Source organism: Arthrobacter sp. Sr33 (assembly GCF_054511195.1).
Window position 1 is genome coordinate 474037 of sequence record NZ_JBTNDD010000001.1, and the last position, 13102, is coordinate 487138.

12 protein-coding genes are annotated in these 13102 nt (G+C 64.9%); 8 read left to right on the forward strand and 4 right to left on the reverse strand.

The window, feature by feature from the left end:
* Positions 1 to 44: 44 nt before the first annotated feature.
* The 8 genes from ACX80T_RS02390 (at position 45) to ACX80T_RS02425 (ending at position 8159) form a co-directional block, all read left to right on the forward strand.
* Entirely contained in the window at positions 45 to 1214 is a 1170-nt protein-coding gene (locus tag ACX80T_RS02390; protein ID WP_019484091.1) for an ADP-ribosylglycohydrolase family protein, read from the forward strand.
* On the forward strand, positions 1211 to 2578 hold the full coding sequence (locus ACX80T_RS02395; RefSeq protein WP_019484092.1) for an ADP-ribosylglycohydrolase family protein: 1368 nt from the start codon (positions 1211 to 1213) through the stop codon (positions 2576 to 2578). The genes ACX80T_RS02390 and ACX80T_RS02395 overlap by 4 nt, the downstream gene beginning before the upstream one ends.
* The gene (locus ACX80T_RS02400; protein ID WP_019484093.1) at positions 2575 to 3507 is read left to right on the forward strand and encodes a ribokinase; all 933 of its coding nucleotides are present in this window, start codon (positions 2575 to 2577) and stop codon (positions 3505 to 3507) included. Before ACX80T_RS02395 ends, ACX80T_RS02400 begins: the two co-directional genes overlap by 4 nt.
* Positions 3504 to 5465 carry an SUMF1/EgtB/PvdO family nonheme iron enzyme gene (locus ACX80T_RS02405; protein WP_116777968.1) on the forward strand — a complete coding sequence of 654 codons (1962 nt, stop codon included), beginning with the start codon at positions 3504 to 3506 and terminating at the stop codon, positions 5463 to 5465. Before ACX80T_RS02400 ends, ACX80T_RS02405 begins: the two co-directional genes overlap by 4 nt.
* Entirely contained in the window at positions 5462 to 6649 is a 1188-nt protein-coding gene (locus ACX80T_RS02410; protein WP_116777967.1) for a CaiB/BaiF CoA transferase family protein, read from the forward strand. The genes ACX80T_RS02405 and ACX80T_RS02410 overlap by 4 nt, the downstream gene beginning before the upstream one ends.
* Positions 6646 to 7521, forward strand: coding sequence for an HpcH/HpaI aldolase/citrate lyase family protein (locus tag ACX80T_RS02415; RefSeq protein WP_019484096.1), 876 nt, complete (start codon positions 6646 to 6648; stop codon positions 7519 to 7521). Before ACX80T_RS02410 ends, ACX80T_RS02415 begins: the two co-directional genes overlap by 4 nt.
* Positions 7522 to 7607: 86 nt before the next feature.
* Positions 7608 to 7859 (forward strand): hypothetical protein, encoded by a 252-nt coding sequence (locus tag ACX80T_RS02420; protein ID WP_019484097.1) that lies wholly within the window; start codon positions 7608 to 7610, stop codon positions 7857 to 7859.
* 42 nt (positions 7860 to 7901) lie between these two features.
* The gene (locus tag ACX80T_RS02425; RefSeq protein ID WP_116777966.1) at positions 7902 to 8159 is read left to right on the forward strand and encodes a hypothetical protein; all 258 of its coding nucleotides are present in this window, start codon (positions 7902 to 7904) and stop codon (positions 8157 to 8159) included.
* Between the two features lie 312 nt (positions 8160 to 8471).
* Here ACX80T_RS02425 and ACX80T_RS02430 read toward each other — a convergent pair whose 3' ends face one another.
* The 4 genes from ACX80T_RS02430 to ACX80T_RS02445 all read right to left on the reverse strand — a co-directional run bounded on the left by ACX80T_RS02430 (position 8472) and on the right by ACX80T_RS02445 (position 13000).
* Entirely contained in the window at positions 8472 to 10103 is a 1632-nt protein-coding gene (locus tag ACX80T_RS02430; RefSeq protein WP_083850977.1) for a ribonuclease J, read from the reverse strand.
* A 50-nt stretch (positions 10104 to 10153) separates the two neighbouring features.
* Positions 10154 to 10390 carry a hypothetical protein gene (locus ACX80T_RS02435; protein WP_459303594.1) on the reverse strand — a complete coding sequence of 79 codons (237 nt, stop codon included), beginning with the start codon at positions 10388 to 10390 and terminating at the stop codon, positions 10154 to 10156.
* Between the two features lie 38 nt (positions 10391 to 10428).
* The gene (locus ACX80T_RS02440) at positions 10429 to 10920 is read right to left on the reverse strand and encodes a heme-degrading domain-containing protein (protein ID WP_459303595.1); all 492 of its coding nucleotides are present in this window, start codon (positions 10918 to 10920) and stop codon (positions 10429 to 10431) included.
* A 76-nt stretch (positions 10921 to 10996) separates the two neighbouring features.
* Positions 10997 to 13000, reverse strand: a complete 2004-nt coding sequence (locus ACX80T_RS02445; protein WP_459303596.1) for an S-layer homology domain-containing protein — start codon at positions 12998 to 13000, stop codon at positions 10997 to 10999.
* Positions 13001 to 13102 lie beyond the last annotated feature (102 nt).

Below are 13102 nucleotides of genomic sequence, written 5' to 3' on the forward strand. Positions count from 1 at the left end.
ACCCCCGCCACGTCGTCGCTATCAGAGGCAATCAAGGAGAGAGAATGAACGTGTTACAGGATCGAGTGGCCGGGGTACTCGCGGGCGCTGCCGTGGGAGACGCGCTGGGTGGTGCGACGGAGGGCTGGACCCCCGAACAGATCGAGGAGCGACACGGCGGCCGGGTCGAGGGCATCGTTGGTCCCTTCCTCGCCGACTGGAGGACCGCGCGACCGATCGCGCCGTACCACAAGGGTGATGGGCATATCACTGACGACACCCTCATGACCCACGCACTCGTAGAGGTGTACGCCAAACGGCGCCGTCACCTCGACGCCTACGACGTCGCGGGCGATCTGGTACCGCTGATGATCGGTGAGCGTCGATGGGTTCCCGAGCTCGAGGATCAGGCCCTCATCCTGCAGCGCGTCTTTCTCGCCGAGAAGTGGATCGTTGCGAAACTGCACTACGGCCACGCCGACCCCCGCGAGGCGGGCGTTGGCAACATCGTCAACTGTGGCGCCACCATGTACATGGCTCCCGTCGGGCTCGTGCACATTGGCGACCCGCGCAGCGCTTACGCGGAGGCCATCGACATCGCCGGAGCGCACCAGTCATCTTACGGACGCGAGGCCGCAGGTGTGTTCGCAGCAGCTGTGGCAGCATCCGCGGCCCCCGGTGCGACCGTCGCCGAGGTGAGGGAAGCTGTGCTGTCTGTCGCTCACGACGGAACCGCCGCAGCGATCCGCGCCGTGTTTGATGCGGTAGACGCCTTCATTGCAGACGGAGGATCGGATGATCCGCGCGACCTCGCACGGATTGTGCGTGCCGCTGTTGCGCCATTCGACACGGTGGGCGACCAGTACCGTGCTCCGGCGATGGATGCACGTCTACCTTCGCGTACCAAGTCAATCGAAGAGCTGCCCGTCGCTCTCGGTTTCGTTGTCGCCCGAGACGGCGACCTTCGTGCAGCGGTGCTCGACGCCGTCAACTACGGCCGTGACTCCGACTCAATTGCGACGATGGCCGGCGCTATCTGCGGTGGCCTCCACGGCATCGGCGCCGTGCCCACCGACTGGGTCGCGGATGTCACCACCGCCAGCCGCCTGGATCTCGACGGAGTGGTGGCTTCGATGACGGAAGTGGTGCGCGATGTCGCGCGGGCAGATGCCGACCGCGCCGCACAGCGGGCTGCGGCGTTGGAATCCTTGCTCGGCCCGGACAACGCGGCGTGAGACTGACCTGGGCGCAGCCGGAGGACCTAGTCGCGGCTGAGCTCGTCGCTCTTCGGGAACAGGGTGTCGCGGAGAACGACATCGCTCCGATCGAGCAGCGATGGGCGAAGGCCGGGGGGTCGACTCGACTTGCGCCATCGGGGGCAAGTAACGAAGCCGCTCCACCAGAGGTGCGAGCCTTTGCCCGGACGGTGCTCGATGAGCTGCAGACCCTGCAGGCGCCGAGTGCCAAAGAACCGGACGAATGGGTCGATATCGTCGCGCTACTCCCGCCGGTCGTGCCGGTCCCGAGCGCGTCCGTGGCGTCCGCGCGGGTGCACGGAGCGTGGCTGGGCCGCTCGGCGGGATGCCTGCTGGGTAAGCCCGTGGAGAAGATCCCCCGCGAAGGCATTGAGGAGATCGCACGAGCAACCGGGAACTGGCCGATCCAGACCTATTTCACCGCAGTGGGGCTCCCCGGAAATATCGCGGAGCGCTGGCCATGGAACCGCCGCTCCGCGCCGACATCGCTCGTGGAGAACATCGACGGGATGCCCGAAGACGACGACCTGAACTTCCCCATCCTTATGCTTGATCTGGTTGAGGCTCACGGCCAGAACCTGACGACCGAGCACATCGCGGGGGCGTGGCTGGCGGCACTGCCCGCAGGCAGGGTCTTCACCGCCGAACGCGCGGCTTACCGGAACCTCCTCGACGCTCGGACTGTGCCGGACACCGCACGGCATCACAATCCGTTTCGGGAATGGATTGGTGCTCTCATCCGGGCCGACGTGCACGGCTGGGTGCATCCCGGAGATGTGCGCGCCGCCGCTGCATCGGCTTGGACCGACGCGCGGCTCAGCCATTCCCGCAACGGTATCTACGGCGAGATGTGGGCCGCTGCGCTGTGTTCCGCATCGCTCACCGAGGCCTCGGCCGATCACGTGCTGGATGCTGCCGATACGGTTGTGCCACCAGCATCGCGTCTCGCCGCCGCGGTGCATGTCGGCCGGAAGACCGGCCGCGCCCTCGCCAACGGTTCGCTGACCGTCGATGCGGCACTCAATGCACTCCATACGGAGTTCAAGGGCATGCACTGGGTGCACACCCTCAACAACGCCGCGCTCACGGCGTGCGCCATCCAGGCCTACGGCGACGACTTCGGTGCCGCCATCTCGCTCGCCGTCGCAGGCGGATGGGACACCGACTCGGTCGGCGCGACCGTCGGTTCAGTCGTCGGCGGGCTGATCGGGGCCGATGCAATAGGTGAGGCCTGGACCGCGCCGCTCAAGGACCGCATAGCTACCTCTCTCCCCGGTGATGCGGAGCGATCCATTCGTCAGCTCGCTGAGCGTACCTACCAGTTGTCGAAGGGAACATCATGAGTGTCGTCATCGTCGGCAGCATCAACCAGGACATCGTCGCGCGCGTCAACCGGATCCCCCGGCCGGGGGAGACCGTCCTCGCATCAACACTGGTGCGCACCGGCGGCGGTAAGGGTGCCAACCAGGCGGTAGCCGCCCGCCGCGCGGGCGGCGCATCCGTCGCTTTCGTCGGCGCCGTCGGCACGGACCCTGACGGAGAGATGCTCCGAGAGGCCCTCCTCGCAGACGATATTGACGTCTCCGGCCTGTCACAGGTCGACGGGCCCAGCGGTACGGCACTGATTTCAGTCGACGCGGCAGCAGAGAACACCATCGTCGTCGTGCCCGGTGCAAATGCTGTGCCTACTTCCCTCACCACGGCGCAACGCGACCTCGTGAACGCCGCAAACGTCGTGTTGACGCAGCTGGAAGTTCCGACTGCGCTGGTGCTGGATGCTGCGGCCGCCCGTAACAACCAGGCCTGGCACCTTCTCAATGCAGCACCATCAGCACCGTTCGTCACCGACGGTGCTGCACTGCTGCTGTCGGTCGACGTGCTGATCGTGAACGAGCACGAGGCCCTCGACGCCGCCGGAGTAGATGACCTCGACACCGCTGTCACGGCACTCGCGTCGCGGGTGCGCGCACTCGTTGTGACGCTCGGCCGACACGGCTCGCTCGTTGTCTGCGGGGACGAACGCGCGGACGTGCCCGCATTCGCCGCTGACCCCATCGACACGACCGGTGCTGGCGACACCTTCTGTGGAGTGTTCGCAGCGACCCTCGACGCCTCTGGCCGTTCACCGGGGACCGTGGACATCCCCCTGCTCCTGCAAGCCGCTCGCGGCGGAGCGGCTGCCGCAGCGCTTGCCGTTGCCCGATCCGGAGCTCAGGACGCGGTACCGACGGCGAGCGAAGTGTCAGCCTTCATCGAAAGGACCAACGCATGAGCGGCGGTTTCGACCCATTGCATCCCCGCGAACTGGATCTGCCCAGTCGGGTGCCGCTGGATACGGACCTGTTGAGTGGAGACGCAGCAATTGCGCTCGACGACGCGAAGATATTCGCGGCCCCGGCCGATCCAGACAATCTGACTCAGTGGAGAACCCAGCTCACTGCGTGGCGAGACGGAGCGCGGGAGCGACACGGCGAGCCCACCCGGTACGACGACGACGCCTCAGCTTGGGCGAGCCGGTGCTTCACCGTGGCGCAGGTCTGGCTGTGGGACGAATTGTTCTTCGACTTCGAGTCGCAGCGGTTCACGCCCGAGCGTTTCCTGGCCGACGGCCGCGAGCGGTTCGGTGGCCTTGATGGCCTGGTCTTGTGGCACGCGTATCCCGTGATCGGCATCGATGACCGCAACCAATGGGACTTCTACAATGTGCCCGGTCTTGCCGAAGCAGCAGCGGTCCTGCGCGCCGCGGGGGTCGCCGTGTTCCTGGACTACAACCCCTGGGACACGGGAACGCGCCGAGCTGGCGACGACGCGGACGAGCTCGCAGACGCAGTACGCCGCCTGGGGGCGGACGGCGTCTTCCTCGACACGCTGAAGAAGGCGGACCCAGCGCTTGTCGCGGCCCTGGATGCAGCGCGCCCCGGCATCGGCCTTGAGGGTGAGTCGAAGCTCGCGACCGAGCGAATCGCCGACCACACGCTGTCCTGGGCCCAATGGTTCGCCGACTCCGAGACTCCGGGCGTCCTTCGCGCGCGATGGTTTGAGCGCCGCCACATGCAGCACCACATCCGTCGGTGGCACCGGGACCACGCCGAGGAGCTACGCTCGGCCTGGCTCAACGGTGTCGGAATCATGGTCTGGGAGGTCGTTTTTGGGGCGTGGGTCGGGTGGAATGACCGGGATGCTGCGACGTTGCGCCGTATGCTTCCTGTCCAGCGGGGATTCCATCGCTGGCTCGTCGAGGGCGAGTGGACGCCACTGACGGTTGTCGACGGCCCGACCGTCGGGTCGACCTTCGAACTCGACGGTGTGACGCTGCTGCTCCTGGCGAACACGTCGGCCGCGGATACCGAGTATCGTTTGGCCGGCCGCGGCTGGTTGGCGCTGCACACCGGTGACACCGCCGACACGATCACCGTGCCCGCGAGGGGAATAGCCGCCGCGCTGCAAATCAGCGCTGATGCCGGGGTCCCCAAAGAGCTCGCCACCGTCCGCTCCGCTCTCAGCGGCGAAACCGGGGAGCGTGACGCGTCCTTCCGGCACCGCACCGCGCGACGCATGAGCGCACCTCGCTGGAATGGTCCGGTTACACCGGCATCCGTGCCCACTGTCACGGTTCCTGCCGGCGAGCACACGCTGACCGTTCGGTTCCGGATGCGAGAGACGGGAATGTACAACGGCGCACCCTACGTCGACGAGTGGAAGCCTCTTCCTCCTCGACTCCACGACCCTCGCACGCTGGAACGCTCCGTCGTCGTCGCGCTTCCGGTGCAGGTCGCTGTGGCTGAGGTGAGTGAGGCAGAATATGCCAGCTTCCTCGATGCGATCGGCGAGCATGCTACTGCTCGGGACCCCGAGCGTCCCGTCACCAATGTGACGTTTTCACGGGCCCGCGAATACGCAGCCTGGGCTGGTGGGCGTCTCCCCTCCGAAGACGAGTGGCAGCTGGCTGCCACTCAGGTGGGCTTTCTCCGCCGGACTCCTGAAGTATGGAACTGGACCGAGTCTGAGCACTCCGATGGCCGTACCCGCTTCGTCATGCTCAAGGGTGGGAGCGCCCACCGCAGCGAGGGCTCGGACTGGTACTTCGACGGCGGGGTCCAGCATCCGGAGTTCAGTGCGAAGCTCCTTCTGGCAGGGCTTGGCCAGGATGCTTCCAACTCCATTGGCTTCCGCATCTGCACCGATCAGGTGGCCGACGGCCAAGCCGCAGGCCAGGAGGGAACTCGATGAGCCCTCTTAACGGCTTGCGAATCGTGGATGCCTCCACGCTCTTTGCCGGTCCGATGGCAGCGATGCACCTGGGCGATATGGGTGCCGACGTCGTCAAGGTCGAGCATCCGAACAGGCCGGATCCAGCACGCGGTCATGGACCGAGTAAGGACGGGCAAAACCTGTGGTGGAAGACGCTGGGCCGCAACAAGCGCACTGTGGCAATCGACCTGCATACGGCGGGCGGGCGTGACGCTTTTCTGCGCCTCGCTCGGACCGCGGACGTCGTGATCGAGAACTTCCGTCCCGGCACGCTCGAGCGCTGGGGGCTGGATTACGCCACGCTGTCTGCGGATAATCCGGGGCTTGTCCTGGCCCGCGTCACCGGGTTCGGGCAGATCGGTCCGTACAAGAGCAGGCCGGGGTTCGGGACCCTCGCTGAGGCGATGAGCGGATTCGCATCGTCCACCGGGGAACCGGACGGGCCGCCAACGCTTCCACCGTTTGGGCTCGCGGATGGCGTCGCTTCCCTCGCGACCGCTTATGCGATCATGGTCGCCCTTCACGCCCGTGATCGCGACGGCAAAGGCCAGGAGGTCGACGTCGCAATCATCGAACCGATCCTCGCGATGCTCGGCCCGCAGATCACGCGGTGGGATCAATTGGGAACCGCGCAACCGCGCACGGGAAATCGCTCAGTGAACAACGCGCCGCGCAACGCGTATCGAACCAAGGACGGGTCATGGGTCGCTGTGTCGACAAGTGCGCAGTCAATCGCTGAGCGCGTCGTAGCTCTCGTCGGCCGACCCGAACTCGCCGACGAGGCGTGGTTCGCCGCCGGCGCGACCCGTGCCGAGCACGCCGACATTCTCGATGACGCCGTCGGCTCATGGATCGCCCGACACTCGCGAGACGAGGTCATCGCTGCGTTCGAGGCCGCAGAGGCCGCGGTGGCTCCTATCTACGACCCCTCCGAGATCGTTGCCGATCCGCAGTTCAACGCCCTCGGAACGATCCACCGCATCAACGACGCCGACCTCGGCGATATGGCCATGCAGGGACCGCTGTTTCGGATGTCTCGAGATGAAGCGACGATTGCATTTACAGGGAGGGCTCATGGCGCCGATACGGAGGCTGTGCTGACCGAGCTGGGTTACACCGCCAGCGAACTCACGGCGCTGCGCGAGGACGGAAGCATCCGATGAGCCAACCAATCATTGTCGCGCTCTACGCGCCGGCCGACAGGCCCGAACGGTTCGGCAAGGCGCTGCGCGCGGGAGCGGATGCGGTCATTGTCGACCTCGAAGACGCCGTCACCGCATCGCGCAAGGCGGGTGCCCGTGCGGCGCTGACAGAATTCGCGGCGCATTGGGAGGCCTGCGGCGATCAGGCCCCCGCCGTGCAGGTGCGGCTGAATGCTGTCGGATCTTCGGCGCACGAAGCCGACCTTAGCGCGGTCGACGCGCTTCCGCTGGCATTCGGGGTGCGGTTACCGAAGACGCAGACGGCGGAGGACATCACCGCCCTCCGCACAGCAATGCCTGGGCGCCAGGTGCATGCACTTCTCGAGACTGCGCTGTCGATCGAGCGGGCGTTCGAGATCGCCGGCTCAGGAGTTTCCACTATTGCAACCGGTGAGGCGGACCTGCGTGCCGCGCTCGGGGTTCCCGCCGGCCCCGCCGGAGAAGCGGGGCTTGCCTGGTCACGCAGTCGCGTCGTGAATGCGGCAGCCGCAGCAGGCCTCCCCTCGCCTCTGATGGCCGTCTACGCCGATGTCGTCGACGTCGACGGACTGGAGGCTAGTTGCCGCGCAGGGCGCGCCCTCGGCTTTTCTGGACGCACCGCGGTGCATCCACGGCAGCTTGACGTCATCCGCCGCGTCTTCACCCCGGATGCCTCGGAGGTGGCTCGAGCAAAAAACATCGTGGATCGCGTGCGCGACGCCGCCGCTGACGGGACCGGAGCCTTCGTGCTGCAGGATGGCACTTTCCTTGACGTCGCAATGGTGCGTGCCGCCGAGCGGATAATCGCCCTCGCCGGGAGCGAGTCGGATCCCCAAAATCGACCGCATGAGTGATTTTGACCGGACCGGTCTAACGCTGATGGGGCGGGTGCTGGACAGGCACTCTTTGCTTGCAGCGGTGGAACTGCCACACTTCCGATATGGAAAACGCACAGTGGTGGTCGAAGCTGCTGCCCTCGACGCGAGACTGGCTGATCGCGAACAACGGTGACAGGGTGCCCGCGCACATTATTGAAGAGATCCGGCAGGCGGGAGGGCCGATCCCCTCTGAGACTGGACCGACCGATGAAGGTCAGGCCTCGGACGGCTATTACCCAGATGAGGTCATCGACTGGATCGAGGCAGCCAGCAACGACGAAGGCCTTCCCTGCCCCTGCGGTAGGAGCGCCTGATAGTGTGCTTGGTTCCACGCACATCGCCCGAAAGGTGACAGCATGGCCAAGGACGCACCACACCCGTTATACATCGTTTCGTTCTTCTTCTCGGCGGCCCTATTTGCAGCCTGGGACCCCTTTACGTGGTGGCGAGCGATCGCTGCCGTCTACTTTCTAGGCCTCGGCTGCTACGCGGCGTTCGTGTTCCTGCGGCATCGAAAACAGGAACGACGGCGGCTCGCGGAGTCTGCCGCACGGCGAGCCGAGTTCGAAGAACGAACTATGGCGCCGTACGGTCGGGACCCGGAGGATCTGTAGAAGCGCGTCGGCAGCTATACCCACCCCAGGCAACGAGCGTCATCGAGACGGCGCGCCGCACAAAGGCTGGCCTGGCAGGCCCTCCGGCGGCCCGAAAACCCACCGATGGTGAAACGTCGTGTAACTCAGCTTCTCCGCCAAGGCACCCAGGGCCCCCAAAGCCCCCAAGGCCGCCGGGGTGAGCCCGGCGACCACAAGGAAAGGACCGAACCAGACTGCCGCGCACGAAGCACACCCGAAAGGTCGACACCATAGCGCGGCGAGGCCGGGCTGGGACTGCTTCCGGGTCGTTCGGTCGCCTGGGACCGGTGCTTAGGCGTCGACGACGATCGCGGTCACCACTGGAGTCCGGTTGTAGAACCGGCGCATCCACGAAGCGGTGGCCCGTTCAATGACTTCCTCAGGATCGTTGTTCCCGCCGCCACGTCGGCCGCCTGGATTCGCCAGCGACTTCTCGATGGCATCGGACGCCTTGTCAAGGTCCTCCTGGCTGCACTCGAAGCCCTTGGTGAAGAACTCGAGCGGCTCAGCCATTTCGCCGGTCTTCGCATCAATGATGGCAAGCACGGTGACTGCGCCCTCTTCGGCAAGGCGGCGACGTTCCTCAAGGGTGTCCTCGGTGGTGTGGCCCACGCTGTCACCATCGACGAAGACCAGCCCAGCCGGAATTTTCCCTGAGATGGTGGCTTTACCGTCGACCAGATCAACTGTCACGCCGTCTTCGGCGATCAGCACCGACTTCGGGTCGACGCCGGTGGCGACGGCGATCGCCTCGTTGGCCTTGAGGTGGCGCCATTCGCCGTGTACCGGCATGACGTTGCGGGGCTTGACGATGTTGTAGACGTACGCAAGCTCCCCGGCACTGGCGTGGCCCGAGACGTGTACCTTCGCGTTGCCCTTGTGGACCACATTGGCGCCGAGCTGGGTCAGGGCGTTGATAACGCCGTAGATGGCGTTCTCGTTGCCAGGAATCAGTGAGCTGGCGAGCAACACTGTGTCGCCTTCGCCGATGCGGATGGCGTGGTCGCCTCCGGCCATCCGGGACAGAGCCGCGAGCGGTTCGCCCTGCGACCCGGTGCAGATGAGGACCACCTTGTGGTCATCGGACTGCTGCAGCTTCTTGAAGTCCACCAGGATGCCGCGAGGGATGGTGAGGTAGCCCAGTTCCCGGGCGATGGTCATGTTGCGGACCATCGATCGGCCCACGAACGCCACCTTGCGGTGGTGCCGGTGCGCGGTGTCGATGACCTGCTGGATGCGGTGGATGTGGCTGGCGAAGCTGGAGACGATGATGCGGCGGGGAGCGGTCCGGAAGACCGTGTCGATCGCTGGCAGCAAGTCCTTTTCCGACGTGGTGAAACCGGGGACGTCGGCGTTGGTGGAATCGGTGAGGAACAGGTCAACACCTTCCGAACCCAGCCGTGCGAAGCCGACAAGGTCGGTGATGCGACGGTCAAGGGGGAACTGGTCCATCTTGAAGTCGCCGGTGTGCAGGATCGTTCCGGCGCTGGTACGGATGGCGACGGCGAGGCTGTCAGGGATGGAGTGGTTCACGGCCAGGAACTCAAGGTCGAACGGACCCATCGGCTTCCTGGTGCCCTCTTCGACCTGAATGGTCTTCGGGTTGATGCGGTGTTCCTTGAGCTTGGCCTTGATGAACGCGAGCGTCAGGCGGGACCCGATCAGGGGGATGTCGGCCCGTTCCTTCAGAAGATACGGGATACCACCGATGTGGTCTTCGTGTCCGTGGGTCAGGACGACGCCGACGACGTCCTGCAGCCGGTCGCGGATCGCTGAGAAATCGGGCAGGATCAGGTTGACGCCGGGGTGAACTTCCTCGGGGAAGAGGACCCCGCAGTCCACGATCAGCAGTTTGCCGTTGAATTCGAACACGGTCATGTTTCGACCGATTTCGCCGATCCCTCCCAGGGCGACGATGCGCATGCTGCCCTTCGCCAAGGCTGGCGGAGCGTTCAGGGTGGTCTTGTTGGTATTCACAGTATTGACTCGTTTTCAATTGATATGTGCGAGCAGCGGGTCGCCGCCAGGTGGCCGTTACTGGCCGAAATCTGATCTTCCTCATTGGTGCCAGCAACACTGCCGATCACCGGGTAGCGGGAGACTCCCACTACAACGCCATAGGTGGACCTCGCGGCCGACCGCGGCACGCGCCGCGGAGTCATTTTGCAAGCGGCGAGGCGGCTTGCCGAAATGTCGAGGGAGAAGTCCACTTATTTACCTTACTGGACGGACAGCTACCCAGCCGTATTTAGTGCCGGAGGTGTCCTCGGAGAGCTTCGACCACCAGATCGTGGTCATCACGTTGGGGGAGTCCCGATACGGTCACCGTTGCCACGGCTCCCACGCCCCGCACATAGAGGGGAAACGACCCGCCGTGGGCCACGAAGACTGTGGTGTCGAAGAGCGGATTGTCTTCCATCCGGGCCCCGCTATCCAGGGCACGCAGACCAACCAGGTATGACGGTTCCTGATATCGCGCGGCGGTACGGGCCTTGGCCCTGGCCCACAGTTCGTTGTCGGGGGTGGCGCCCGGCAACGCCACATGGAACAACACCTGGTCGGGTCGGCTGATGTCGATGGCGATCGGAAGACCTCGGTCGGTGCCGAGCTTCACCAGACGCAGGCCCAGAGAAAGCGCGTCCTCGAGGGTGAAATGGGGAAACTGGAGTTCGGCAATCTCGAGTTCGATCAGTGCAATGAGTTCAGATGGTTGCGGGTCTGCCGGTTTCAAGGGGGCCATGACCTAAACGTACTCCCCGAGGGAGGCCTGAGACCTGCCTCCCTCGGGAAAAATCGGAACTTCGGGGGGGGAGCCGTCAGAGTCGGCAGCCGCCGAGCTGGCGCTGCACGCCGTCGACCCGGTGGACGAAAGCAGCCATCGCTTCGCGGGTGATGTTTTCCAGCGGGCGGAAGGTCCTGTCGTTCCAGCCGGTGGAAACGCCGGACTGCTTCATCCAGGCGATCTCCCGGTAGAACTCGGTGCCTCGTGGGACATCTGCGAAGGGCGCGGTCGAGGGGGTCGTGAACCCGGCGGCACCACCCAGATTGCAGGCGTCGGCCGTGTACCTGTACATAAACGCGGCCATGGCGTCCCGGCTGATGGGCTGCAGTGGACGATAGGTGCCGTCGCCCCACCCGGTGGTGAGGCCCACGGCTTCCATCCAGGCGATTTCCTTGTAGTACAGGCTGGTGGTCGGAACGTCCTTGAACGGGCTTCGTGCCGGTGCGGTGAAGGATGGGCTGCCCGCGTGCCGGTAGATGTACGCTGCCATGGCGTCACGGTTCATGGTGGCGGAGGGCCGGTAGGTGCCGTCGGCCCAACCCGTGGCCAGCTTTCTGGCGTGGAGCCATTCGATTTGGGTGCGGAATCCGGTCTTCGAAAGGTCCGTGAACGGCAGTCCCGCATCAATGGTTACCGTGGCGGAGGAGGTGGACAGCGCGTTGATGGTGACAGTAGTTCCGGCGTGAGTGGTGAAGGTCCTGCCAGCTTTCCAGGCGTGGTTAGGAGCGTAGTAGCCGGCGAACGGTTTGGTGGAAGGCATCAGGACCAACGATGCATTCGGAGCAGCACCGCCTAGCTGCACGATTTTCACTCCGAAGTTTCCGTTGACGGCCAGCGCTTTGTCGTAGCCCACCGGTGCCCGGAATTCGAGATAGTAGACCTCCCGGGATCGGGGATCAGTGAACTTCACGGCCCGGTTTGAGGCGGTGCCCGCCCACGGTGTCAGTGTGTAGCTCTTACGACCTGTTGCCACGCCGACATTGCGGATTTCGTCTCCCCGGCCGAACTTTCCGTAATCCCAGAAACTGGAGCTGATCGCCGGGGTCTGGAACCACTGGGCGGAGCCCATCAGGTCCATGGTGTCGGCGTATTCGCGGATGTAGCAGCCGGTTCCTGTGAAGGAGGGGACGTCACTCTGGCCATTGGGGCACTGCAGTGCGTCGGCGTGCATGAGCCCTAGGACGTGCCCAAATTCGTGGGTCACCACGTTGGTGGTGAAGTTGCTGTACTGCGGCATCAGAATTCGTCCGCTGGTGCCATTGCTGCTCCAGCCGTAACCCAGAATCCCGCCCTGCAGGGCTGTCGGGATGAAGACAACGAGTGCGGTGTACGGGCTGTAGGTCCAGCGAAGTTCGTTGGTGACCTGGTTCATGATGTCGTTGTAGGACCAGGTGGAGCGTGCCTTGGTCTTGTGTCCTGCCACCTGGGAGGTAACCGCCATCGACAGCCGGTTGTTGGACATCGCCTTCCAATAGTTGCTTGAAACATTCACCGAATTGATGGCGTGTGGCATCGAGACCGTGCTCGAACTGTCGGCCAGGTCGACGGTGACCAGTTTGACCTTGATGGTGCCCTGGCGTTGTGCGGGGACGATGTTGGCTGGAACATCCTGGGGCTCCGCGGTGGCGGCGCCTTCACGCTGGAGTCCGAGGGGCTGTCCGCTGGTTTCGAAGTCATAGCCGGGTTCGTAGGTGTGTATGGAGCGCGGGGCGCCGCCTACCTGGTCGAAGATGTCTTTGCTGTTCGGGTCAACTGACGTCAGGTCGACTGGTTCGACCGGTTCGAGGATTGCAGGCTCTTCGGGCGTGACTGACGTCGATTCAGCTGGTTCTTCGGACGCGGTTGCCGCCGGCGCGGTCGGCTCAACCAACGCGGTTTCGGCGGGATCTGCTGGCGCCGGCGCGGCCGGCTCAACGACCGAGGTTTCCGCTGGCGCGAGAGGGGCGGCCGTGGCGGACTCTGCGGTCATGGTGGGCAGTGTTGATGCCAAGAGGATCAGGGCGGTCAGAGCCGCGGCGGATCGCCTGAAGACGCGCATATGTTTGTTCCTAACTCAACCGGGGCGAGAGACTTGACCGCTTTGCGGCAGATCCCGGGAGGTCCTACACACAAAACAGGTTCGGCACGCACAAGCGCCGAA

Excerpts from the sequence above, each read along its gene's own strand:
- ACX80T_RS02390 (WP_019484091.1), top strand. The coding sequence starts at position 45 with ATGAACGTGTTACAGGATCGAGTGGCCGGGGTACTCGCGGGCGCTGCC.
- ACX80T_RS02400 (WP_019484093.1), top strand. The coding sequence starts at position 2,575 with ATGAGTGTCGTCATCGTCGGCAGCATCAACCAGGACATCGTCGCGCGC.
- ACX80T_RS02405 (WP_116777968.1), top strand. The coding sequence starts at position 3,504 with ATGAGCGGCGGTTTCGACCCATTGCATCCCCGCGAACTGGATCTGCCC.
- ACX80T_RS02410 (WP_116777967.1), top strand. The coding sequence starts at position 5,462 with ATGAGCCCTCTTAACGGCTTGCGAATCGTGGATGCCTCCACGCTCTTT.
- ACX80T_RS02415 (WP_019484096.1), top strand. The coding sequence starts at position 6,646 with ATGAGCCAACCAATCATTGTCGCGCTCTACGCGCCGGCCGACAGGCCC.
- ACX80T_RS02420 (WP_019484097.1), top strand. The coding sequence starts at position 7,608 with ATGGAAAACGCACAGTGGTGGTCGAAGCTGCTGCCCTCGACGCGAGAC.
- ACX80T_RS02425 (WP_116777966.1), top strand. The coding sequence starts at position 7,902 with ATGGCCAAGGACGCACCACACCCGTTATACATCGTTTCGTTCTTCTTC.
- ACX80T_RS02430 (WP_083850977.1), bottom strand. The coding sequence starts at position 10,103 with ATGCGCATCGTCGCCCTGGGAGGGATCGGCGAAATCGGTCGAAACATG.
- ACX80T_RS02440 (WP_459303595.1), bottom strand. The coding sequence starts at position 10,920 with ATGGCCCCCTTGAAACCGGCAGACCCGCAACCATCTGAACTCATTGCA.
- ACX80T_RS02445 (WP_459303596.1), bottom strand. The coding sequence starts at position 13,000 with ATGCGCGTCTTCAGGCGATCCGCCGCGGCTCTGACCGCCCTGATCCTC.